This window comes from Pseudarcicella hirudinis, from assembly GCF_900115665.1.
GTDB classification, from domain to species: Bacteria; Bacteroidota; Bacteroidia; order Cytophagales; family Spirosomataceae; genus Pseudarcicella; species Pseudarcicella hirudinis.
In genome coordinates this window covers 23,967-48,922 of record NZ_FOXH01000003.1, presented here as the reverse complement: position 1 = coordinate 48,922, position 24,956 = coordinate 23,967, and the positions used below count along the sequence as shown (strand labels likewise).

General features: G+C 37.4%; 21 protein-coding genes. 15 read left to right on the top strand and 6 right to left on the bottom strand.

Annotated elements, in window-relative coordinates; translation table 11 throughout:
• Position 1 precedes the first annotated feature (1 nt).
• From BM179_RS06060 to trpA, 7 genes are all read left to right on the top strand, one after another.
• Positions 2-1,426 (top strand): anthranilate synthase component I family protein, encoded by a 1,425-nt coding sequence (locus BM179_RS06060; protein WP_092013822.1) that lies wholly within the window; start codon positions 2-4, stop codon positions 1,424-1,426.
• Positions 1,427-1,467: 41 nt separating this feature from the next.
• Positions 1,468-2,034, top strand: a complete 567-nt coding sequence (locus BM179_RS06055) for an anthranilate synthase component II (protein WP_092013819.1) — start codon at positions 1,468-1,470, stop codon at positions 2,032-2,034.
• An 81-nt stretch (positions 2,035-2,115) separates the two neighbouring features.
• The gene (trpD, locus tag BM179_RS06050) at positions 2,116-3,102 is read left to right on the top strand and encodes an anthranilate phosphoribosyltransferase (protein ID WP_092013816.1); all 987 of its coding nucleotides are present in this window, start codon (positions 2,116-2,118) and stop codon (positions 3,100-3,102) included.
• A 46-nt stretch (positions 3,103-3,148) separates the two neighbouring features.
• Entirely contained in the window at positions 3,149-3,937 is a 789-nt protein-coding gene (gene trpC, locus BM179_RS06045) for an indole-3-glycerol phosphate synthase TrpC (protein ID WP_092013813.1), read from the top strand.
• A gap of 104 nt (positions 3,938-4,041) precedes the next feature.
• Positions 4,042-4,683 carry a phosphoribosylanthranilate isomerase gene (locus tag BM179_RS06040; protein ID WP_092013810.1) on the top strand — a complete coding sequence of 214 codons (642 nt, stop codon included), beginning with the start codon at positions 4,042-4,044 and terminating at the stop codon, positions 4,681-4,683.
• Positions 4,684-4,762: 79 nt separating this feature from the next.
• Positions 4,763-5,953 carry a tryptophan synthase subunit beta gene (gene trpB / locus BM179_RS06035; protein WP_092013807.1) on the top strand — a complete coding sequence of 397 codons (1,191 nt, stop codon included), beginning with the start codon at positions 4,763-4,765 and terminating at the stop codon, positions 5,951-5,953.
• A gap of 73 nt (positions 5,954-6,026) precedes the next feature.
• Positions 6,027-6,803 (top strand): tryptophan synthase subunit alpha, encoded by a 777-nt coding sequence (gene trpA / locus BM179_RS06030; RefSeq protein WP_092013804.1) that lies wholly within the window; start codon positions 6,027-6,029, stop codon positions 6,801-6,803.
• Positions 6,804-6,872: 69 nt separating this feature from the next.
• On the opposite strand, the gene BM179_RS06025 is transcribed toward trpA, so the two are convergent.
• Together BM179_RS06025 and BM179_RS06020 are read right to left on the bottom strand one after the other, a co-directional pair.
• Complete coding sequence (locus tag BM179_RS06025; protein ID WP_092013801.1) at positions 6,873-8,360, bottom strand: NAD(P)H-hydrate dehydratase; 1,488 nt, start codon at positions 8,358-8,360, stop codon at positions 6,873-6,875.
• Between the two features lie 51 nt (positions 8,361-8,411).
• Positions 8,412-8,876, bottom strand: a complete 465-nt coding sequence (locus tag BM179_RS06020) for a DUF4296 domain-containing protein (RefSeq protein ID WP_092013798.1) — start codon at positions 8,874-8,876, stop codon at positions 8,412-8,414.
• A gap of 128 nt (positions 8,877-9,004) precedes the next feature.
• Between BM179_RS06020 and BM179_RS06015 the strand changes: the two genes are divergently transcribed.
• The 5 genes from BM179_RS06015 (at position 9,005) to BM179_RS05995 (ending at position 13,602) form a co-directional block, all read left to right on the top strand.
• Positions 9,005-9,871 carry a DUF58 domain-containing protein gene (locus BM179_RS06015; RefSeq protein WP_092013795.1) on the top strand — a complete coding sequence of 289 codons (867 nt, stop codon included), beginning with the start codon at positions 9,005-9,007 and terminating at the stop codon, positions 9,869-9,871.
• The gene (locus BM179_RS06010; protein WP_092013793.1) at positions 9,868-10,836 is read left to right on the top strand and encodes a hypothetical protein; all 969 of its coding nucleotides are present in this window, start codon (positions 9,868-9,870) and stop codon (positions 10,834-10,836) included. The genes BM179_RS06015 and BM179_RS06010 overlap by 4 nt, the downstream gene beginning before the upstream one ends.
• An 82-nt stretch (positions 10,837-10,918) precedes the next feature.
• Positions 10,919-11,911 (top strand): vWA domain-containing protein, encoded by a 993-nt coding sequence (locus BM179_RS06005; RefSeq protein ID WP_092013790.1) that lies wholly within the window; start codon positions 10,919-10,921, stop codon positions 11,909-11,911.
• Between the two features lie 108 nt (positions 11,912-12,019).
• On the top strand, positions 12,020-12,826 hold the full coding sequence (gene ispE / locus BM179_RS06000) for a 4-(cytidine 5'-diphospho)-2-C-methyl-D-erythritol kinase (protein ID WP_092013787.1): 807 nt from the start codon (positions 12,020-12,022) through the stop codon (positions 12,824-12,826).
• A 224-nt stretch (positions 12,827-13,050) separates the two neighbouring features.
• The gene (locus BM179_RS05995) at positions 13,051-13,602 is read left to right on the top strand and encodes a cytochrome c oxidase subunit 3 (protein ID WP_092013784.1); all 552 of its coding nucleotides are present in this window, start codon (positions 13,051-13,053) and stop codon (positions 13,600-13,602) included.
• Between the two features lie 70 nt (positions 13,603-13,672).
• Here the strand turns inward: BM179_RS05995 and BM179_RS05990 are convergent, their stop codons facing one another.
• The 4 genes from BM179_RS05990 to BM179_RS05975 form a co-directional block, all read right to left on the bottom strand.
• A complete protein-coding gene (locus tag BM179_RS05990; protein WP_092013781.1) occupies positions 13,673-14,203 on the bottom strand; it encodes a YceI family protein in 531 nt (176 codons plus the stop codon).
• A gap of 191 nt (positions 14,204-14,394) precedes the next feature.
• Positions 14,395-15,552, bottom strand: coding sequence for an efflux RND transporter periplasmic adaptor subunit (locus tag BM179_RS05985; RefSeq protein ID WP_092013778.1), 1,158 nt, complete (start codon positions 15,550-15,552; stop codon positions 14,395-14,397).
• Positions 15,545-19,909, bottom strand: coding sequence for a CusA/CzcA family heavy metal efflux RND transporter (locus tag BM179_RS05980; protein ID WP_092013776.1), 4,365 nt, complete (start codon positions 19,907-19,909; stop codon positions 15,545-15,547). Before BM179_RS05980 ends, BM179_RS05985 begins: the two co-directional genes overlap by 8 nt.
• Positions 19,910-20,170: 261 nt before the next feature.
• The gene (locus BM179_RS05975; protein WP_092013774.1) at positions 20,171-20,560 is read right to left on the bottom strand and encodes a hypothetical protein; all 390 of its coding nucleotides are present in this window, start codon (positions 20,558-20,560) and stop codon (positions 20,171-20,173) included.
• A gap of 286 nt (positions 20,561-20,846) precedes the next feature.
• Here BM179_RS05975 and BM179_RS05970 point away from each other — a divergent pair, with 286 nt between their 5' ends.
• The 3 genes from BM179_RS05970 to BM179_RS05960 all read left to right on the top strand — a co-directional run bounded on the left by BM179_RS05970 (position 20,847) and on the right by BM179_RS05960 (position 24,903).
• Positions 20,847-22,967: a prolyl oligopeptidase family serine peptidase gene (locus tag BM179_RS05970; protein ID WP_092013771.1), complete on the top strand. Its 2,121-nt coding sequence runs from the start codon at positions 20,847-20,849 to the stop codon at positions 22,965-22,967.
• A gap of 181 nt (positions 22,968-23,148) precedes the next feature.
• Complete coding sequence (locus BM179_RS05965; RefSeq protein ID WP_092013768.1) at positions 23,149-24,120, top strand: polyprenyl synthetase family protein; 972 nt, start codon at positions 23,149-23,151, stop codon at positions 24,118-24,120.
• Between the two features lie 165 nt (positions 24,121-24,285).
• Complete coding sequence (locus BM179_RS05960) at positions 24,286-24,903, top strand: rhomboid family intramembrane serine protease (protein WP_092013765.1); 618 nt, start codon at positions 24,286-24,288, stop codon at positions 24,901-24,903.
• Positions 24,904-24,956 lie beyond the last annotated feature (53 nt).

Below are 24,956 nucleotides of genomic sequence, written 5' to 3'. Positions count from 1 at the left end.
AATGAATTTTACCGTAACAACCTCTCAAAAAAAACGTCTGGCGGATACTATTACTCCCGTAGGGATATTTTTGAAATTAAGAGATAAATTCAAGAATACTGTCATTCTGGAAAGTGCTGACTATCATGGAAAAGAGCATGGCTACAGCCATATCGCCTGTGATCCCGTTGCCAGTTTTGTTCTTGACAATGACATCGTCACTCAAAAATTTCCGGATGGAACAACGGAACAGTTTCCTCTTCAAAACAGAAAAGACGGCGTAAAAGCGCTCATGAATTTTGCCAAACGTTTTGAGTGGAATCGCCAGACAGACTATGCTCCAATGGCAAATGGAATGTTCGGGCACATCAGCTATGATTCGGTAGAATATTTTGAAGATATTGAAATTCAGGCTAAAAACGACGAAACATCTATTCCTCAGATCATTTACTACGTTTATCGTTATGTAATTGCGATCAATCACTTTAAAGATGAGCTTTTTCTTTATGAGCATCAGTATTCAGGAGAGCAAACAAATCCTGAAAAATCAGTAAAAGGCCTGGAGTTTCTGGAAATGTTGCTGAATATGCCTCATTATGCTACCAAATCATTCAAAGTCAGCGGAGAAGAGAAGACCAATTTTACAGATGAAGAAATGAGGGAGATTATTCAGGAATGTATTAAACACTGTCTGAGAGGAGACGTTTTTCAAATAGTTCCTTCGAGAAGATTCAGTAAAACATTTGAAGGAGATGACTTTCAGGTTTATCGTGCATTGCGCTCTATTAATCCTTCTCCCTATATGTTCTATTTCGACTATGAAAATTATAGAATTTTTGGAGCCTCTCCTGAAAAACAAATCGGAATCAAAAATGGCATCGCAGAGATCCATCCGATTGCAGGAACTTTCAGAAGAACAGGAGATGATGAGAAAGATGCCGAGTTAGCACGTGATCTGCTGGCTGATCCAAAGGAATCTGCAGAGCATGTAATGCTGGTCGATTTGGCAAGAAACGACTTAAGCAGAAGTTCTGACAAAGTTCAGGTAGAAACATTTAAAGAAGTCCAGTTCTATTCTCATGTCATACATCTGGTTTCTAAAGTAACCGGAAAAATGACAAAAGATACTAATCCTTTGCAGCTTGTAGCAGATACCTTCCCGGCAGGAACACTTTCAGGATCTCCCAAGCACAATGCTATGAGTATTATTAACAGACTTGAAAAAACCAACCGGCATATATATGGAGGCGCCATTGGCTACATGGATTTTCTAGGTAATTTTAACCATGCAATTGCCATAAGAACTTTTCTAAGTAAAAATAATACTCTTTTTTATCAGGCGGGGATGGGTGTTGTTGCCAAATCTGTTATTGAAACTGAAATGCAGGAAATTAACTTAAAGCTGGGTGCTTTAAGAAAGGCCCTTGAATTGGCAGAAGAAATCTAAAATTCTTCCTTTTATCAATTTTAAAAATAATCTTCTTTAAAATGAAAATATTAGTTCTTGATAATTACGATTCTTTTGTTTACAACCTGGTATATATACTGAAAGACTTGGGTTGCCAGGTAGATGTATTCAGAAATGATAAAATCGCACTGGAAGAAATCAAGAAGTATGACAAAATACTTCTTTCTCCTGGTCCGGGCATTCCTGAAGAAGCAGGCATTCTTTTGGATGTAATTAAAGAATATGCGGCAAGTAAAAGTATTTTTGGCGTTTGTTTAGGGCATCAGGCTATTGGAGAAGCTTTCGGTGCAAAATTGCATAATATGGGAGACGTTTTGCATGGCGTAACGACAAAATGCATTATTACTGAACCAAATGAGCTTTTATTTCAGGATGTTCCTAAAGAATTTGATGTTTGCAGATATCATTCATGGACTGTGGTAAAAGAAAGTATGCCTGAAGATCTGAAAGTGACAGCTCTTGATGAAAAAGGTTTCGTTATGGCTGAGGCTCATACCAGATATGATGTGAGAGGTGTACAATTCCATCCCGAAGCATATCTTACCCAACATGGTGTAAAAATGGTTGAAAATTGGGTGAAATCTTAAATGTTAAGTCAAAGTTCAGTGTAAATCAATTGTATTTTATTCTAAAGAGTACCATAAATCGGGATATTTAGTCAAAAATTAATGAAAACATTCTTAAATAAAAGAATCCGGGGAGAAAGTCTTACTAAGGAAGAAGCACAAACCGCTTTACTGGGAATTGGCCGGGGAGAAATTAACAACAGCCAGATTGCAGCATTTCTGACTTCCTATATGATGAAGTCCGTTACTGTTCATGAATTGGAAGGTTTCAGAGATGCCATGCTTGAGCTGGCCATAAGCGTTGATCTCTCAGAATTTGACCCGATGGACGTTTGCGGAACAGGCGGAGATGGAAAAGATACCTTTAATATTTCGACAACTTCTTCTTTTATTCTGGCGGGTGCCGGCCAGAATGTAGCAAAACATGGAAATCATGGCGTTTCTTCTTCAGTAGGTTCCTCTACTGTTCTGGAATATTTAGGAGTAAAGTTCACAAATGATTACGATTATCTGCGCTCAAAAATTGAACATTCCGGAATTTGTTTTCTCCATGCCCCCTTGTTTCATCCGGCAATGAGATTCGTAGGACCTATTCGTAAAGAACTAGGATTGAAAACATTTTTCAATATGCTTGGCCCTATCTTAAATCCTGCTAAAGTTGAAAAACAGATTACCGGAGTTTATAATGAAGAGATTTTAGCGCTTTTGGGAGAATTATTTGGAAAATCGAGCAAAAACTTTGGTGTAATATATGCACTGGACGGCTATGATGAAATTTCTCTTACCGGAGACTTCAAGCTGATAACCAAAAGAGGAACTGAACTTTTCAGTCCTGAAAGTCTGGGTTTCAGTAAGTGTAAGCAAGAAGATCTGCATGGAGGAAGTAATGTGGAAGAGTCTGCAAAGATCTTAATTTCAATTCTGGAAAATAAGGGTACAAAAGCGCAGACAGAAGCAGTTCTGGCCAATACTGCTGCCGCACTCTATTGTGCAGATGAAACATTAAGTATTTCTGATTCAGTACTCAAGGCAAAAGAATCACTGGAAAGCGGTCGTGCCCTGGAATCGTTTAAAAGGTTCATTTCCTAGCTATTAAACCCTCGTCAGTTCATTTATTTCTTTTTTCTTTATCATAATGACAATTTTAGATAAAATAATAGCCAATAAAACTAAAGAAGTAGAAACCCGTAAAATGCAGGTTCCTATCAGTTTATTGGAAAAAAGCAGTTTTTTTGCCAAGGCAACGAACTCTCTTAAAACAAGTCTACTCAATCCGGCTTCCACCGGGATCATTTCTGAGTTTAAACGCAAATCTCCTTCTAAAGGAATAATAAATGCAAATGTGACTGTTGAAGAGGTGACCGCCGGTTATGTAAAAGCCGGAGCTTCCTGTTTATCTGTTCTGACCGATAGCGATTTCTTTGGAGGAAGTGATGAGGATTTTCTGAAAGCAAGAAGAACAAATCCCGGAATACCGATGCTCCGCAAGGATTTCATGATTGATGAATACCAGATTATTGAGGCAAAATCTTTGGGAGCAGACGTGATTTTGTTAATCGCTGCCAATTTAACCCCGCAAAGAATTCAGGAATTAGGCAGATTGGTGAAAGAATTAGGAATGGAAACGCTGCTCGAGGTGCACGATGAGGAAGAATTAAACCGAAGTCTTTGTTCATATATAGATGTGGTTGGCGTAAATAACCGTAATCTGAAAAACTTCGCCGAACAAAACGTAAATGCTTCGTTGGAATTAGCTGACAAAATTCCATCAGGAATCATTAAAATTTCTGAAAGTTGCATTTCTCAGCCAGAGACAATCAAACTCCTAAAATCGGTTGGTTACAAAGGTTTTCTCATTGGGGAAACATTTATGAAAACCGCAGATCCGGGGCAGGCATTAAAAGAATTTATACAGGATTTATAGTCGCAAAGCTGCACGACAGGCTGAAAATCGCAATGAATGTCAATCATTAAAAATCCATTGATTTTCAGTACCTTTGCGAAAATAATCATTAACCCGAACAGCACATGAGAGTAAAAGTATGTGGCATGCGTGACTCAGAGAACATCAAAGAGTTACTTGAGATTAATCCGGATTACATGGGTTTCATTTTTTACGAAAAATCGAAACGTTTTGTGGGGGAAGAACTGGATGAGGAATTGTTGAAATCCTTTCCTAAGAGAACGAAGAAAGTAGGTGTTTTTGTAAATTCAACTCCAGCATATATCTTAGAAAAAGTCAAAAAATACGCTTTGGATTTTGTCCAGTTACATGGAGAAGAATTGCCCGATTTCTGTCGCAATCTGCAATTCAAAGGCGTAAATATTATTAAAGCATTTTCTGTTGATGCTTCTTTTAACTTTAGCAAGTTACATAATTATAAGCCTTATTGTGATTTCTTTCTTTTCGATACAAAAGGTGAATCCATAGGTGGAACAGGACTTACATTTGACTGGTCTATTCTTAATAAATATGACAATGAAAAACCTTTTTTCCTGGCAGGGGGCATCGACCTGGCAAACGCCCATCTGGCAATGGAAATGCCATCTCTTCGCATCCATGCCCTTGATGTAAACAGTAAATTTGAGACAGAACCTGGCTTAAAAGACATTGAAAAGATTCAGGAACTGATCAAAATTGTAAAACCTGAGGAAGTTTTTACAGCATAATACAGCTTCGAAAACACCCTTGAATATTCATTCTATAAAGTAATTTATCAGGCCTCTTAAACCCTGATAACAAATTGATATGCAAGAAATACAAACCTACAACGTAAACGAGAAAGGCTATTACGGACAATTTGGCGGTGCATTTATTCCAGAAATGTTATTTCCAAATGTTGAAGAACTAAGAACCAATTACTTGAATATTATGTCTGAGCCTTCCTTTCAGGAAGAATTTCAGGCGTTATTAAAGGATTATGTAGGCAGGCCAACACCTTTATATCTGGCAAGTCGGTTATCAGAAAAGTACAAAACCAATATCTATCTGAAAAGAGAAGATTTATGCCATACCGGTGCGCATAAAGTCAACAATACAATCGGACAAATCCTTGTTGCCAAACGATTAGGAAAACATAGAATTGTTGCAGAAACCGGTGCAGGGCAGCATGGTGTTGCTACAGCTACTGTTTGTGCTTTAATGGGGCTTGAATGTATCGTTTATATGGGTGAAATTGACATAGCCCGTCAGGCACCAAACGTAGCAAGAATGAAAATGCTTGGTGCGACGGTCGTACCGGCTAAAAGTGGTTCTAAAACCCTGAAAGATGCTACCAATGAAGCAATGCGTCATTGGATTAATAATCCGGTAGATACCCATTATATCATCGGATCAGTAGTGGGTCCTCACCCTTATCCTGATATGGTAGCTAGATTTCAATCGGTAATTTCCAAAGAAATTAAATCTCAACTGATGGAAAAAACCGGAAAGTCTAATCCTGATTATGTAATTGCCTGTGTAGGTGGCGGTTCTAATGCAGCTGGTGCTTTTTATCATTTTCTGGATGATCTTGAAACCAGACTGGTTGCTGCGGAAGCTGCAGGTCATGGAATTGATTCCGGCCATTCGGCTGCTACTACTTTTCTTGGAAAACCAGGTGTTTTACACGGCAGCAAAAGTATTTCAATGCAGACAGAAGATGGTCAGGTAATTGAGCCTTATTCTATTTCAGCAGGTTTAGATTATCCGGGTATTGGCCCGATGCATGCTCATTTATTTGATACCAAAAGAGCTATTTTCTATGGCATAACAGATAATGAAGCCATTGAAGCAGCAATGGAGTTATGTAAGCTTGAAGGAATTATTCCCGCACTTGAGTCCGCTCATGCTTTAGCTGTATTAAGCAAATTAAACGCCGGAGAAAATGAAACTGTAGTGGTAAATCTTTCAGGAAGAGGTGATAAGGACCTTGCTACCTATCAGAAGTTTGTGGTATAGTACCTCTTCTATTCTGATAACCTGTCCTGAATTTTAGACATTTATTGTTTTCAAAACTTATTTACAACCAGTCATGAATCGTATTACACAGCTTTTTCAAAATAAAAAACAAGATATACTAAACGTCTATTTTACAGCCGGATTTCCTGATCTTAATGATACCGTTAAGATTCTCACGGCTTTAGACGAAGGTGGCGCTGATTTAATCGAAATTGGAATGCCCTATTCCGATCCTGTTGCTGACGGTGAAACCATTCAACTTTCCAATCAAAAAGCACTGGATAACGGGATGTCTGTAAAATTGCTTTTCGAACAGCTTAAGGATATTCGAAAAACCGTAAATGTTCCTATTTTATTAATGGGTTATATCAATCCGGTACTACAATACGGCATAGAAGCTTTTTGCAAAAAATGTCAGGAAGTTGGAGTGGATGGTCTTATTTTACCAGATTTACCTGTAGACGTCTACGAAGAAGAATATAAATCAATATTTGAGCAATATAACCTGCTCAATACTTTTCTGATTACTCCTCAGACCAGTGATGTCAGAATCAATCATATTGATAATATTTCAAATGGATTTATTTATATGGTTTCCTCAGCAAGTACTACAGGTGCAAAAACCGGGATCTCCGAAGAACAGGAAGCTTACTTTGCTAAAGTGAATGCTATGAATCTGAAAAACCCCAGATTGATCGGATTTGGTATCTCTAATCATGAATCATTCAAGAAAGCCTCATCTAATGCTCAGGGAGCAATTATTGGAAGTGCCTTTATTAAAGTACTCAATGAAAGTACTAATTTAGAGAAGGATATTAAATCATTTGTGCATTCTATAAAATATGCATAAAACATTGTGACTCCTTAAAATCCGCTTGTTATATCTGATTCTAAGGAGTCATTTTTATCAAAATCTTTATTACCAACGCAGATTTTCAATAATATCTCCGGCAATCATAGCCATTTGACCGGATTTTTGGGCAGCAAAATCACCTGCCTCGCCATGTTTAAAAACACCGGAAATAGCAGCTTCTTCCGGGGGATAACCTTGAGCGAGAAGCCCGGTGATTATTCCTGTCAGTACATCTCCACTCCCTCCGGTAGCCATTCCTGCATTACCTGTTGAATTAAAATGAACTGATCCATTCGGAAGTGCTACTGCAGAGTGTCTCCCTTTCAATACAACAATCACTTTATATTTAATAGCAAATTGCCTCAACAGTTTTAATCTTTCAAAATCATTGGCCCAGCCCCCGGCAAGTCTCTGAAACTCTTTCGGATGAGGGGTCAGGACTGACCCGGGAGGTAAAAGATCAAGTAATTTTTTATTTTCTGAAAGAATATTCAATGCATCAGCATCTAATACAAGGCCTTTTTTAGGATTTATTTCATGAAAAGACTTCAGTATGTTTTCAAGAAATATGACCGTTTCAAGGGCTTTTCCAAGCCCACAACCTATTCCTACAGCATTATAAACTGTTAAATCTTTTGGCAAGGTAGAAATCGTATGCTTACTGACATCTGTTTTACACATCGCCTCCGGAACAGAAACCTGCATAATCTCGTAGCCACATTCAGGTACAAGAGCAGTGAGTAACCCAACACCCGAACGTAAGCAGGCTTTTGATGCTAAAATTGCGGCTCCGATTGAACCGTAGCTTCCGGCAATCAATAAAGCATGTCCAAATGTACCTTTATGAGAAAAGTTACTGCGAATTTTTGGTTGAATTTTATCCGTATAAAAATAATCAGTAGCGCAATTCTCAATAAATTCCACGTGAAGCCCAATATCAGCTTTGTACCAATTCCCTACAAAGTTCTCATTTTCGGGAAGAAGCATCGCTAATTTTGGAAGCTGAAATGTTACAGTAAAGTCTGGCTTAAAAATAACAGCATCGGGTTCTACTGGGGAATCTGTATAAAGCCCAGTTGCAATATCTACAGAAATTTTTGTTGAATTTGATCGATTCAGCCTAAGGATCGTTTCTTTGATAATACCATTAAGTGGTCGGTTAACTCCTGTACCAAGAATCGCATCTATAATTATGCCGTTCTTTAAGGCATTTTCAATATCCTCCTCATCGCAGATCCAGTTCACCATCAACATTTTCTCCAAACGATGGAGGTTTTCTTCAAAATCCTCCGACCTTTTATCAGAATAATTAATAATGTTCACTTCTACTTCATAACCAAGGTTATCCAGTAGTCTTGCAATCGCTAATCCATCACCTCCATTATTACCTAACCCTGCAAAAATCAGTACTTTTCCTGATTGATTAAACCGTTCTGTATACCATCTTACAAATGCCTTTGAAGCTCTTTCCATTAAATCTATGGAAGGGACAGGTTCTTCCTCAATGGTATAATTATCCAGTGCTCTGATCTGATCTGCTATTAGAATTTTCATATGACCGGAAGAATTTTGAACGTAAAACAAAAGGCGTTATTCAGGATTCTGTCAATGACTTTTTACCAAAACTTTTGATTTCTTAATCGTATCAGGAGAAGATTGTTTTAATTTAGCCGGAATTACTTTATTGAGGGCTTTCTTTTTTGCAATGGAATCCAGTCGCTCTTTGTCCTTCTGCTTTTTTATTGCTGTTTTCTGAGCTTTTTCAAGACGTTCCTGAACTTGTTTATAAATTTCAGCGTATTTCTCTGTTTCTTTAACATAGTAATGATAACTGGCATGATATGCACCTGTATCTGTGGCATATTTCTTTAATATTTTCTTTTCCAGGTAATTATAAATCACCATCGAAGAATCATATCCCCCCAAATGCATGTTACTTATTTTAGATTCTGCCAGATGAACCTCTGTCAGGATATCTACCATTTTCTCTTCCGGCAATAAATTCTCGGGCTTTTCGGAAGATCCGCAAGCCAATACCAGGACGCTTAAAAGAAGAATTATCTGTTTCACATTTCAAAATTACGGGGATTTTGGGTAGTTTTAAAACAATTCTGTTTCTGAGCTAAAGAATTAATAAGATTTAACAAATTAATCCGTTGCTCTTAAAATACTAAACTGATTATTTCTTATTTATCGATATGCAGCCAAATGAGTTTTTAGCGAAGCTTTACAAATACGAAATCAAAATTCGTAAAGCTGTGCAGTCGCAAATGAGAGGTAATTTTAACTCCGTATTTAAAGGTTCTGGTCTGGAGTTTAGTGATTTAAGACAATACCAGTATGGCGACGATGTCAGGCTAATTGACTGGAATACCTCCGCAAAAGGTCATGGAACTTTTGTAAAAATCTTTAAAGAAGAGAAAGAGCAAACCGTGTTTTTCATGGTTGATGTCAGCGCTTCGCAGGAGGTTGGCCGATCTGATCGCTCCAAGCTGGACACTACTAAGGAAATTTGTGGAGTTTTAGCCCTTTCTGCCATTAAAGAGGCCAGTCATGTTGGTTTATTCTGTTTTTCCGATAAAAAAGAAAAGTATATCAAGCCGGCCAATACGATAAAAGAAGGTTACAGGACTATTTTAGAGCTGTTTAAGTTAAAACCGGAATCATTTGGAACAAACCTGGCGAAATCAATACTTTTTACCCTGGATGTGCTGAAAAGAAAGAGCCTGGTCATTTTAATTTCCGATTTTATAGACACAGGTTATGAAGACAATTTAAAAGCATTGGCCAGAAAACACGATTTGGTAGTTATCCATTTGTACGATCAGAGAGAAACTAATTTACCACGGTTAGGAATTATTCCTATTTATGACAAGGAAAGCAGACGAACAATCTGGATTAATACCTCTTCCAATAGATTCAGGGATAAAATGAAAGGTGTTTTTAGCAATAATTCCAAACGGCTTGAGCAGCTTTGTAAAGAAAACAGAGCAAATTACCTGGCAATTGATGCTTCGGAGGATTATGTGCCAAAACTTATCAAATTGTTTAAAGTCAGAAAATGAAGCATATTACAATTCATAAGTGGTCAACGATACCTTTCCCAGATTTCATATATAAACATTTCATTCTCAAAAGTCTAATTCTTAGTCTGCTTATTACTTTAGTGCTCTCTTCAGGCTATTCACAAACCCCGAGGGGAAAATTCTTATCAGATAGCATACAATTAGGAAGTCCGGTTCGTTTTGCTTTAAGTTTTAAGCATAAACCTTCTATTGACATTTTTTTCCCGGATAGCACTTACAACTTCTCTCCTTTCGAATTGGTTAACCGCGAGTATTTTACTACTTCAACAGACCAGTCCGGAAGTCTGGATTCTCTTATTTATACATTGGTTTCTTTTGATGTTGAAAAAACACAAAAGCTTACTCTGCCGATTTTTATAAGAAATAAACAGGATTGTACAGCAGTATTTTCTCCGGTAGATTCTGTTTTTTTAAGGGAAATGATCAAATCCAATACACAGCTTTCCTCCCTGGATTTGAAAAAAGACACCAAAATTATCGCCCTTGAACCTCAGCCAAATTATCCTCTGATCTTTCTGATTTTTGTTGGACTGGCCTTTCTTTCAGGCATTATTTTCTGGCTTTTCGGAAAACCTATCCGGCGACAGCTAAAACTTTATCGTTTTAAAAGACGCTACGATGAATTTCTAAAACTATATCTGAGACTTGTAAAATCCGTTGACGACAAAAACAGCAAACTTGACAATGTGGAAAAAGCGGTTGTTCTCTGGAAAAAATACATTGAACGGCTTGAAAGCAAGCCTTTTACAACATTTACAACCAAGGAAATCTTAGACAATCTTAAAGACAAGAGACTTCCTGATGCTCTTAGGGAAATAGACGCTACTATTTACGGGGGCGTGTTTTCAACCAGAACGAGCACTTCTCTTGAAGTACTTCAGGACATGGCAACCAGCCTTTATGAAGATCATCGCTGGGATCTTGTAAACAAGTCTTTGACTTAGCTTTTTATAAAATTTACCTGATTACCAGGATTCAGGTCTTATCTTTGGTTAGCAAAAGCCCTCCTAAATTATCAGATTTTACATGCAAGAATGGTTTTCGACACATTGGTTTACTTATAAAACACTCGTAAATTTTGAGTGGTACCATCCTATTTATCTGTATTTTATCCCTGCTGTACCTTTCTTATACATTTTAAGAGGATGGTTCAGAAGCGGAAGGGGTCAAAGACTTAATGTTGCTTTTCTTACCAGCGATTTGCAATCCAGCTGGACCAGTTATCTTCGTTTTATTCCGGCGATATTTTTGTCTCTTTCCATTGCATTGGTTCTTGTCTCATTAGCAAGACCGCAGAAAATAAATACTCAGACTGAAAGAAGTTCAGAAGGGATTGACATTATGCTTGCGATGGATATTTCGGCTTCAATGGACAGTAAAGATATTCCTCCAAACAGGCTGGCTGTTGCTAAAAAAGTAGCCAAAGACTTTATCAAAGGGCGTTTTCAGGATAGAATCGGCATGGTAATTTTCGCAGGAGAACCCTTTTCTCTTTGCCCGCTTACTACAGATTATCAGATGCTATTTGAATATATTGATGACATTAATTCTAATCTGATTAAAACTTCCGGCACTGCTATTGGAAATGCTTTGGGAATGTGCATTAACCGGATGAGAGAAACTAGTTCCAAAACAAAAGTGGCTATTCTTTTGAGTGACGGAGATAATACAGCCGGGAATCTGGATCCTGTTACTTCGGCACAATTAGCAAAAGCATTTGGCATTAAAGTTTATACTATAGCTGTAGGCAGCAACTCAAACCCGGAAGAAGCCGTAGATGAAGGAACTTTAAGAGCAATTGCTCAAACCAGTGAAGGGCAATTTTTCAGAGCAACTGATGCTAAATCTCTTTCATCTATTTTTAAACAGATTAACCGCCTTGAAAAAGTCAGAATAAAAAGTTCTCAATATAAAGACATTCAGGACTTTTACCATACATACCTCAGATGGTCTATTGTATTTCTTTTACTGGCTTTTCTTACTAAAACCTCTTTTATGGGAAATATCCTCGAAGATTAATCAGGATAATCTTTGCAACAATACACATTACATTTCTAAAATTGGCCAGATTACCATAGAATCTGTGAAACAAATAAAATCTATCTCAATTTCAAAATCGATTAATAAATGGTTTATTTTCCTAATGCTAAAATAAACATCGGACTTTTTATTACTGAAAAGCGTGCTGACGGTTTTCATAATATCGAATCATGTTTTTATCCGATAGGCTGGTCAGACGTTTTGGAAATCTTACCTTCTGATAAATTATCGTTCAAAAGTACAGGAATTGATATCCCCGGAGAGCCTTCAGGCAACCTTTGTTTAAAAGCTTACGAATTACTAAAAAAGGACTTTGACATTCCTCCCGTTTCTGTTCATCTCCATAAAGTTGTACCAATTGGTGCAGGAATGGGTGGAGGATCTTCTGATGGTGCCTTTACGATAAAAACCTTAAATTATCTGTTTGAGTTAGGCCTAAGTCTTGAGGTAATGGAAAATTATGCCCGTAAACTTGGTAGTGATTGTGCTTTTTTTATCCAGAATCGCCCCCAATTTTGCTTTGGAAAAGGGGATGAATTCTCAGAAATTGACGTTAACTTAACTGGAGAGTATATTGTTCTCATAAACCCGAATATCCATATTTCTACTATTGAAGCATATTCAGGTATAAAACCTAAAGCTTCTGCATCAGACCTAAAGGAAACATTAAAATTACCAATACAAGAATGGAAAAATCTGGTTCATAATGATTTTGAACAGAATCTTTTTCCCAGATTTCCGATTTTAGGAACAATTAAAGAGTCTTTGTATGAATCAGGCGCAAGTTTTGCTTCTATGACCGGATCTGGTTCCACTATTTATGGAATTTTCGAAAAAGAAGTTGACTTAAGAAATATGTTTGATAATTACGCTGTATGGCAAGGCTTTCTTTGAAGATAAAGTAAGTAAAGCGGGTATTTCGAAGTGAAATGTTCTCCGATCCGGAGCAATAGGTTTGAAGAGGATACTATCCTGTTTTCTTATTTCTGATGATTTGCCAAAATCAGCAAGATATCCTCCTTATTCCGAATAATTCGGCTAAAACAGGATTTTTATATGCATGGAAATAAGAGATAATCGTTGTGGAAATGATGAGACGAAGGGAACCTTTTCAATTTATGCTCACCCTTGCAATGTTCGGCAGTGGGTTGGTTTTTCTTTTTCTGCTGATTGTATATTCTGCCAGAAAAAATATCAGTGCGCAAGGCTTTGAAGAATTACCTCTTCCTGAAGTCTTTTATGCCAGTACTATTATTATAATTATCAGTAGCTTTACTCTTCATATTGCCAATATCAATTTCAGGAAAGACCATTTTATTACCTACAGAATTTTGATGGGCCTGACTCTGATTCTAGGAATTTCATTCATTTTTATGCAATTATGGGGATGGCAGGAGATTTATAGCCTGTCAGATAACCCTGCCAGAAAAAACTCCGGTGGTTTTATTTATTTACTTTCAGGGTTACATATTTTACACATCGTAATCGGGATTTTTTTTCTGGTACAAATCTTTATTGAAGCCCTCAAAAGAATGTCATATGTAGAGTCTTTTGTTTATTCTGTCAATCCTCCCAATCAACTTAAAATCAATCTTATAATATTTTACTGGCATTTTGTTGATGTCCTTTGGGTAATTCTTTTTTTATACCTGCTTTGGCAACATTCCTGATATTAAAGCGCAAAAGCGAATTGGGAAAGATAGCCTTCCTATTCGCTTTTTACCTATTCTATCTGAAAAACTATGCCTGTTTTACTAATTGAATATTTGCTACCAATTTAATCTCATCGCTTACGACCGCCCCTCCTGCTTCAGTGAGAGCATTCCATGTAAGGCCAAATTCCTGACGTGATATTTTACCTTTTAATTCAAACCCTGCTTTAACATTGCCCCAGGGATCAACTGCAGTTCCTCCGTAGGAAACTTCGAATTTTACTGATTTAGTAAGGCCTTTAAGCGTCAAATCTCCAACTAATACAAACTCGTCTTCATCTTCTTTTATAAATGAAGATGATACAAAAGTTAAAGTCGGGAATTGAGCAGCGTCAAAGAAATCCGGGCTTTTCAGATGACCATCGCGATCAGCATTATTTGTATTAATTGAGTTTACATCTGCCTCAAATGAAATTTTAGCATTTTCAAAATCATCCCCTGCTTCTACTGAACCACTGAATACATTGAAACTGCCTGTAACTGTAGTAATTACTAAATGTCTTACTTTAAATTGAATTTCGGAATGATGGGTATCTAATGCCCAGGTTGAAGTTGCCATGACTTTATTATTTAATTTTTTTGAAATAATTACGAGATTAATACAATCAATTTTTGACTGTTGAATAAGAACATGACAAAGGTATATAAAATATGTGTATATACATATATGTAATGACATATATTTTTTCAAAAAAATATTCGCGAAAATAAAAGTGGCCAAATTTTTACGTATGGCCACTTTTGGGGTTTTTAATTTTCTTCTCCGGAGTGCATGGCTTCAATAATTGATGCCCCTTTTCTAACAATTTTTACACTTTCAAGCTTTTCATTGCTTATGATTTCAATATTTCCCTTTTCCGTTTCTCCCAATTTTACAAGAACGGGCTTAAAGGTATTGGCTTTCTCCTCAATAAAGATCTGACCATCTGTTCCCTGTCTGACAACTGCATCTTCCGGTAATGTCAGGGCTGTTCTCGTGCCGCATAATATTTTAACATTGACAAACTGTCCAACCGTAAGTCTTGCCTCCATTTCCTCGTCCAGAATATGCACGTGCAAGTTGATAGACTTTGTTTCCGGCTCTACTGTTTTTCCAACTAGAATAATTTCTCCCCAGACTGGTTGTGATGAGATAACCGGATTAATCAATAAAACTTTTTGTCCTTTTCTAATTTTAGTAATGTCCTTTTCAAAGACTTTTACTTCAAGATGCTTATGTGCTGTACCAACTATCTCAAAAAGAACATCCGTCGGCATAACATTTTTCCCGATGGAAAGAGTGGATAGCTTTACATAACCGCTGATCGGAGAAACAACGTTAATCGTAGAGGATATATTATTTTTCCTGAGGTTGTCTATGTTACATCCCAGCAGCTGCAATTTAATCTGTAGTGCCTTTGTCTGAGCCTGAACAGAAGAAACTTCGGATTCCGCCTGTTGTAACTTCTTCCTGGCACCAACATCTTCCTGATTCAATACGGTCTGACGATCAAGTTCCTGTGTAAGGAATTTCAACCTGCTTATTGCCTGAAGATAATCCTGCTGCATCTGAATATAATCCATGCTATAAATATTAGCTAAAACTTCTCCTTGTCTAACCGGAGACCCGGGGAGCATGGTCGTACTTTTCACATATCCGCTAATAGGAACGCTTACAGAGGCAAGATTCATAGGAGGAACATCTACTACTCCATTGGCCTTTATAACCTCTGAAAGATTTGTCTGGTCAGGATTCCCCGTTTCGATTCCTGCATTCCTGATCTGCGTTTGTGTCAGCGTTATTGTATTATTCTCAGCTTCCTTCTTTTGCTGCGTTTTGGCATCGTCTGCCTTGGGAGAGGAACATCCTGTAACCGTCATGTAAACACAACTTATTCCCAAAATATATTTAATGACTGATTTATTCATTTCCGATTAAAGTTTCAATATTGATGACGATCTGATTATAGTTCTGCAATTCTACAAGATAAGCCTCCTTAATCTGCCAGGCCTGGGTGGTACTTTGAGCAAATTCAAAATATTCTATTTCTCCTTCTTTAAAACTTTTAAGGGCCGTTTTAAGAATGAGATCAGCCTGAGGTAGTGCTGAGTTTTCATAATAATCCAAGGATTTTTGGAGTTTTTGATACTGAAGCTTTAAATTATTCAATTCTGTCTGAATCTGATTTTCAGCAACCTGCAAATTCCCTTTTGAAATTTCTTCATTGATTCCATATGCTTTTATCCTTGCTTTCTGGGCTTTCGCAAAAACAGGAATGCTCAACCCACCCTGAACAAAGTTTTGATTATAATTACGCTCGATACTTTGGGTGGTTAGTCCGATTCTCAGATCAGGTTTAAGCTTCTCTTTTTCAAAACTGGTTTGCAAATGACTTACTTCTATCTGTTGTCTGAGAATTGCTAAAAAGGGATTCTTTTGTATATTCAATTCAGAAAGTTCTAATGCTTTTTTTCCCGAAAGGTTCTTATCGATCACAAAGCTCTGTTCATAATTCAGCAGAAACTTCAGATTCTGATAAAATTCTGCCTCCTCAGCATTAACAATCTGTATCCTGTTACGAATTTCTTTTAAGCGGGCCTCAGCTGATACCTTTTCCAGCAGATTAGTCTCTCCGGTTTTATATCTGACAGCCGCTGCGTTAAACGCTGTCTGAAACAAGCTATCTTCCTCTGAAAGCAATTTTAAATGGAGGGTGTTATTCAGAATCTGAAAATAATATCCCTTTACCGTCCCGATTATCTGATTTCTGGTAAAATCCAACCGCTTTTCTGAAGTTATTACATTACTTTTCAATAAATTCTCATGAGCCCGGTAAACAGATGGCAATAAAAAGGACTGTGAAAAACTCATGGTTGCATCATTGTTCAGATAGGTCTGAGTCCGCCCATATTGTAAGTCAACATTCGTTTTGGGTAATTCTCTTGCCGTTTTAACCAAGACTTCATTACCTGAAATTTCTAGTTTTGACAAAGCAATATTCCGGTTCTGTAAGTCAGCTTTATCGATGCACATTTGTAAACTCAAAACCGGAAGTACTTGCTTTGACCCATCAGGCGACTGAGCTTTTAATCCGATTGACGTCAGGCAGCATATCAATAATACTACCGCCGTTTTTCCTCCTTTAAACCGAGCTTTTTGCCTTACCAAACTATAAACAACCGGTAATACAACCAAAGTAAGAACCGTTGCTGTCAGAAGTCCTCCGATTACCACTGTTGCCAGCGGCCTTTGTACTTCTGCGCCCGGAGACGTACTTAAAGCCATTGGTAAAAAGCCCAGAGATGCTACTGAAGCAGTCATAATTACAGGTCTGAACCGGACTTTAACACCCTGAATAATTCTTTCCTTAATTTGTTCCAATCCCTCCTTTTCTAACTGATTGAAATAAGCGATCAGAACGATTCCATTCAACACAGCAACACCAAACAAAGCAATAAATCCGATTCCGGCAGAAACAGAGAATGGCATTCCCCTGATCCAAAGCGCAAAAATGCCTCCGATGGCGGAGAGAGGAATTGCCACAAAAACCATTAAAGCTTCTATAAAAGACTGGAATGTGAAAAACAACAAGATAAAAATCAGCAAAAGTGCTACAGGTACCGCAATTGATAAGCGACTTTTAGCTGCCTGGAGATTTTCGAATGCCCCGCCATAAGTAATGTTATAACCAGAAGGTAATCTAACCTTTTCATTGAGCGTCTGCTGTATTTCATTAACAAGACTTTCCACATCACGGTTTCTGACATTGATCCCAATTGTTATTCTACGGCGAGCATTATCTCTTGCTATTTCAGAAGGGGCATTCTGATAATCTATATCCGCCAATTCCTCAAAAGGAACCTTTCCTCCATTTGGCAAATCCACGTATAAATCCCTGATATTCTGAATATCCTGACGATAAGAAGAGTCGAGCCTTACCACCATATCAAACCTCTTTTCCCCTTCAAAAACGATTCCGGTAGCTTCTCCGGCAAACGCTACTTTTATTAATCTGTTTAAGTCATTAATTTTTAAACCATATTGGGCAATCTTGGGTCTGTCGTAATTAATAACCATCTGAGGCACTCCATTCAACTGCTGAACCTTGATATTTCCAACGCCTTGAATCTTTTCAATATATCTTGCACACTCATTAGCCTTTTTGAAAAGAATATTTAAATCCTCTCCGAAAATTTTAATGGCAATATCAGATTTAACTCCGGCAATTAATTCATTAAACCTCATTTGAATAGGTTGGGTAAATTCAAAATTTACTCCCGGCAAAGCTTCCAGCGTTTTATCCATTTTTTCTGAAAGTTCTTCGATCGTTTTAGCCTTTGTCCACTTCTCAGGCTCGTTCAGAATAATGATTAAATCGCAGGAATTTATCCCCATCGGATCTGTAGGTATCTCAGAAGAGCCGATTCTGGAAACAATCTGCTTTACCTCATCCGGGAATTTTTCTAATATTATTTTCTGTGCCTTATTATTTACATTAATGCTTTGAGTTAAAGAAGCATTGGAATGAAGTATCGTTTCAACAGCGAAGTCCCCTTCATTCAATTGCGGAATAAATTCTCCTCCAAGCCTTCCAAAAACAAAAAGGCTCACTAATAAAAGTAAAACAGCCGCAAAAATTACAATTTTCCTCGCCGCTAATGCTTTTTTGATAATTGGTTCATAAAATCCATACAAAAAATCTATAATCCTATCGGCCAGAGTCTGTTTGGTGGAAATCTTCTTACTTAAAAATAAGGAGGCCATCATAGGGACATAGGTAAGGGATAAGATTAAAGCTCCTAAAATAGCGAAACCTACCGTTTGAGCCATTGGCCTGAACATTTTCCCCTCTATGCCTGTCAAAGCCAATATTGGCAAATAAACAATCAAAATAATAATTTCACCGAATGCCGCAGATTTACGGATTGATACAGCGGACTGATACACTTCATCATTCATTTCGTCTTGCGTAAGCCTGAAAAGCTGTGTTTTATTACCATTTTTTTCAAAAACCTTTGCTCTGAAAATCAAATGGTGAATAACCGACTCAATAATGATCACTGCTCCATCCACAATCAGACCGAAATCTATTGCTCCCAGACTCATTAAATTTGCTGAAACCCCGAACAAATTCATCATTGCAAAAGAAAACAACAGACATAATGGTATCACTGAAGCGACAATTAATCCTGCTCTAAGGTTTCCTAATAAGAGTACCAGAATAAAAATCACGATCAATCCTCCCTCCATCATATTCTTTGTAACCGTTCCGATTGCTTTATCAATTAAATTACTTCTGTCTATAAAAGCATTAATTGTAATGCCTTCCGGTAAGGATTTCTGTATCTCCTGAATTCTGGTTTTTACGGATTTTACTACTTTTTCTGCACTTTCTCCCTTCAGCAGCAGAACAATACCACCAACAACTTCCCCTTCCCCGTTTCTGGTCATTGCACCATAACGAACAGCATGACCAAACTGAACTTTCGCAACATCCCGAATAAGAACCGGAAAGCCCTTTCGGTTTGTTACAACTATATTTCCAATGTCATCAAGGTTTTCAACCATTCCATCTGAGCGAATAAAATAAGCATTTGTGCCCTTTTCAATATAGCTTCCCCCCGAATTGGAATTATTCATTTGCAGGGCATCGAAAACCTCCGCAATACTAAGGTTCATTGCCCGAAGTCTTTCAGGATCAATTGCAACCTCATATTGCTTCAATTTTCCTCCGTAAGAACTCACCTCGACAACACCCTTTACTCCCAACAATTGTCTTTTGACAATCCAATCCTGAATCGTCCGCAAATCCATCAGGGAATATTTTTCCTTATATTTTGGATCAACCTGTAAGGTATATTGATAAAATTCCCCTAAACCGGTAGTTATCGGAGCCATTTCCGGAATTCCTGTTCCAGGTAAAAGGGAGGATTCGGCCGCTTTAAGTTTTTCTGCGACCTGTTGTCTTGTTACCTCTGTGGCAACCTTATCTTCAAAAACCACTGTAATTACAGAAAGACCCATTCTGGAAAAAGATCGGATTTCTTTCACATTAGGAATTGTTCTAAGGCTTATTTCAAGAGGATAGGTAATAAATTTTTCTACTTCCGTAGCTGCCAGAGCCGGGGATTGAGTAATCACCTGAACCTGATTTGAGGTAATGTCCGGCAAAGCATCAACCGTCAGCTGAGAAAGAGAAACACTTCCCCAGGCAATTAATCCTGCCACAAACAAACCTATTATCAGTTTATTTCTAATGCTGAATTTTATTAATGAATCAATCATTTTATAAGGAGAACTTTTCAGTTCCTATTAAAAAAGGTAGTGTAATTATAATTTTTGATGAACCTTCAAAACCCTCGGCCATTAAATACCTGTGAAAAGTATTTTCCGTTAAGAGTTGTGTGATTCTTTGAGATGAACGGGATTATCCCTTTGTAGCAAGCGTTACTATTTCTCAGGAAAATTTATGACAAAATAGTTTTTTCAAAACCTGAATACAGCCTTTGAAAAACAGAAATAGCGCTAACTTAATTAAAGGGAAAATCAGAATCCCCGGGGCGGATTCAGCAATGAAGGACTTAATAAAAGGGAATAATCATTTTTCCAAAGCATTTTCCGTCTTCCAAGCATTTTAAAATGCAAAGACATAAGTGCCAGGGTAAAGAGGCTGGCTAATACATATAAGAACCCAATACCTCCGCAATCAAAACAAGGTAAGGTACTATGATGTGTAGTTTTTGAATGTGAAGAGTCTGCGGAATAATGCATCCATAAGAATACTTTGAAATTAAAAGTCTTAGGAGCACTTCGTTTATGGTATTGGTAATGTTTTAGTAACTCGGGTAATTTAACAGACTCCTCCATACCCAATTTAGGCATCAGACTTCCGAAGAAGATGACCAGAAATAATATCAAAGCCACAAGTCTTTTCATGAATTCTTTGTTACATTTTAATTACATTCCATATTAAACATAGTGATAAAACGTACTATGCTTTGCATTATTTTGAATATCAGAGGGTTATTCAAAAACGTTTAAGACCATTTCTGATTCCGGTACAAAAATCACAAGTCTTTTTTCAACTGCCAAATTTAATAAAGAAATTCCAAGAACCACAAGCCTACAGACCCGATTAAGTACAATTTAGAATTAATTTTATTCTTAAGAGTCAACTTATTGCTTTACTTTGTACCCAAAATTTCATCAAAACCTGAAACAAATGAAACAACTTATCACATTAACTGCATTATCCACTTTCATGATTACCGCAAGTTCACAAGTAAACGCTCAGATTCAATATCCTAATACCCCAAAAATTGAACATATTGATGAGTATCACGGGGTAAAAGTATCAGATCCTTATCATTGGCTTGAAGATGATCGTTCTGCTGAAACAGCAGCCTGGGTAAAAGAAGAAAATAAAGTTACGTTCGATTATCTCTCGAAAATCCCTTATCGCCAGCAGTTTAAAGACCGTCTGGAAAAAGTATTTAACTATCCGAAATATTCTGCTCCTTCCAGAAAAGGCGAGTATTTCTATTTTTATAAAAATGACGGCCTTCAGAATCAGGCTGTCCTGTATCGCCAAAAAGGTCTTGACGGAGTTCCGGAGGAAATTATTGATCCTAACAAATTATCAACTGACGGCACAACAAGACTTACTTTATTCAGGCTTTCAAAAAACGGAAAATATGCAATCTGCGGGCTATCAAAAGCAGGTTCCGACTGGCAGGAATTTCAGGTAATGGAGATGTCAGGTAAAAAGATGCTTGCCGATAAACTGGAATGGGTTAAAGTTTCCGGAGCTGCCTGGCAAGGTGATGGTTTCTATTACAGTCGTTATCCACAGCCTGAAAAAGGCAAGGAGTTATCGTCAAAAAATGAAAATCATCAGGTTTTTTTCCACAAAATAGGAACCACTCAGGCGGAAGATGAACTGATTTTTGAAGATGCAGCTAATCCGCAGCGTTTTAATCAGGTTGGTACTACCGAAGATGAGAAATATGCAATTCTCGTTATTAGTGACAGAGGTAAAGGTAAAGATGGAAATGCGGTATTTTTCAAAGAAAAAGGGCAAAAAAGCTTTACCCCTATCATCTCTGAGGTATCAAACTCACGATTCCGGGTAATCGACAATGTCGGAGATAAATTTCTTATTGAAACAAACGATAAAGCTCCAAACTCAAAAGTGCTTCTTTTTGATCCGAAAAATCCGGATTTAACAAACTGGAAAGTTGTTATTCCGGAAAAACCGGAACCTTTGGAAAATGTTGGAACAGCTGGTGGGAAACTATTTATATCCTATCTGAAGGATGTTAGCACAAGAGTGTATTTGTATGATATAAACGGAAAGCTAGAAAAAGAAGTCAAGCTTCCTGCAATCGGGACATCCACAGGCTTCGATGGAGAAAAGGATGACAAATTTGTATTTTATTCTTTTACTTCTTTTACTTTTCCACCAACTATCTACAGATATGAAATCGCAACCGGGAAAAGCGTCGTTTTCCGTCAGCCTGAAGTAGCGTTTAAACCAACCGATTTCGAAACCAAACAGGTTTTCTACACCAGTAAGGATGGTACAAAGGTGCCAATGTTTCTGGTTTATAAAAAAGGTATCAGACTTGATGGCTCAAACCCTACGCTTCTATATGGTTACGGAGGTTTTAATATCAGCCTTCTTCCAAATTTCAGTGCGACTTTGTTACCTCTGATTGAACAGGGCGCCATTTTTGCCCAGACAAACCTGAGAGGTGGAGCTGAATATGGTGAAAAATGGCATGAGCAAGGAATGAAACTGAAAAAGCAAAATGTCTTTGATGACTTTATTGCTGCCGGAGAATATCTGATCGCAGAGAAATATACTTCCAAAGAAAGACTGGCAATCAGAGGCGGTTCCAACGGAGGTCTGTTAGTAGGAGCCGTGATGAATCAGAGACCTGATTTATTCAAGGTTGCTATTCCTCAGGTAGGGGTTATGGACATGCTTCGTTTTCATAAATTCACAATCGGCTGGAATTGGATTGCAGACTATGGCTCAAGTGATAATGCTGAGGAATTTAAGGCACTTTATGCTTATTCACCTCTTCATAATCTTAAAGAGGGCGTAAACTATCCTGCAACATTAATTACCACTGCCGATCATGATGACAGGGTTGTTCCGGCTCATTCATTTAAATATGCTGCTACCTTGCAGGAAAAATATAAAGGTAAAAATCCTGTTCTGATCAGAATTGATACAAATTCAGGACATGGAGCAAGTAATACCGCAAAAAACATTGAATTACTTGCTGATATTTATTCATTTATGTTCTATAATATGAATATCACCCCTAAATTTTAAGTTTTTTCAGATTCCCTGGTTTTGTCAAATTTTTAAGACAAAACCAGGGAATCTGAAATTTATTACCCTTCTCATCAATAAGTTTTATAGTTCTTCCTAACTTTGAGTCCCTGGATTTAACAGATCACAATCCATAGCAAAAGCTAATATTTTCGTTATCGGTTGTACCTAGTAAAAATTAATGAATACAAGCATTTTTCTCAAAACACTTAACGAAGAGATCTCTCAGCAAAACTACGGCGAAAATCCGGTAGAATTGTATGAACCAATCCGTTATATCATGTCTCTGGGCGGCAAACGTTTACGTCCTCTTATGACAATTCTTTCCACAGCTTTATTTACGGACGACTGGCAAAAAGCAGTAAAACCGGCCATTGCCGTCGAGATTTTCCATAATTTTACGCTCATGCATGACGATATCATGGATAAAGCGCCATTACGTCGTGGAAAACCAACTGTTCATGAAAAATGGAATGAAAATATTGCGATCCTTTCCGGCGATGTAATGCTGGTACAAGCCTATGAACTGTTACTATTCGTAGAAGATGCTAAATTCAAAAAAGCATTAAAGCGTTTTAACCGTACTGCCGCTGAAGTTTGTGAAGGACAACAACTGGATATGAATTTCGAGAAAAGAGAATCCGTTTCTGAGGAAGAATATCTTGAAATGATCAAACTCAAAACTTCTGTCCTGGTAGGATTCGCGATGGAATTAGGTGGTATTATTGCCGGAGCTGACGATAATTCCTGTGAACTGCTTTATCAATTTGGTATTAATATTGGACTAGGGTTTCAGCTGAAAGATGACCTTTTAGATGTTTACGGAGATCCTGATAAATTTGGGAAACAGGTTGGAGGAGATATTATCGCCAATAAAAAAACTTTCTTACTTATTGAAGCTCTGGAAAAAGCAAGCGGAGAAACCCGGGAAACGCTCAATTACTGGCTTAGTCTTGAAACATTTGAGGCTTCTCTAAAAGTAAAAGCTGTAACCGAAATTTATGATCAGCTTGGTATCAAAAAAATTACGGAGGACAAGATTAATGCTTACTTTAACATCGGTTTTGAGAGCCTTAAATCTCTGGACATCGAAGAATCCAGGAAAGCAGCGCTGATCGAATTTACCGAGATGTTGATTGATAGAGAAGTTTAATTAAATTTGCAGGAAAATTGCCTGTCATTCTGACCATTAACTCTCTTTTCCAGAGCAGATTACATTCAGAATATTAAAATGAATATTCGATTTACTCAAATAACCAATATTTAAATCAAAGACTTTGGCTTCAGAAATTCTGACTCCTTTTATTTGCTTAAAATTATGTCTTTAACCATTCTTCTGATTGCAGCCACGGTAGTTATTAGTTTATTAGCCTGGAACAACGATACTTTGCTTGGCAAATTACTGATGAACCCTTTTATGATTAACCGTAAAAATGAATACTGGCGTTTTTTAACCTCAGGTTTTATTCATGCAGACTACGGGCATCTATTCTTTAATATGCTGAGTTTTTATTTCTTCGGGCAAAACATTGAAGCCGTTTTTAAGGAGATTTTTGGCAGCACAGGAGAAATCTATTTCTTAATCCTATATCTGGGAGGAATTATTCTTTCCGACGTTCCTTCATATATCAAAAACAGAAATAATTTCAGCTACAATTCGCTTGGAGCTTCAGGTGGTGTTTCTTCCATAATTTTTGCAGGTATTTTATTTTTCCCTTTGGATAAAATCTACCTCTATGGTGCTTTAGGAATTCCGGGTATTATTTATGCGCTGCTTTATGTATGGTATTCTATTGCCATGGGGCGTCGCGGCGGCGACAATATAAACCATTCGGCTCACTTATATGGAGCCCTGTTTGGTGTTATTTTCACAATCGCCGTTTTTCCGTCAGTTGTTAATATTTTCATACAACAGATTTTAAACTGGAAATTTTAGTCCGGAGATTCTTTAGGTCAGGATAGATATCAGAAATCCAATTTTCCGAATTT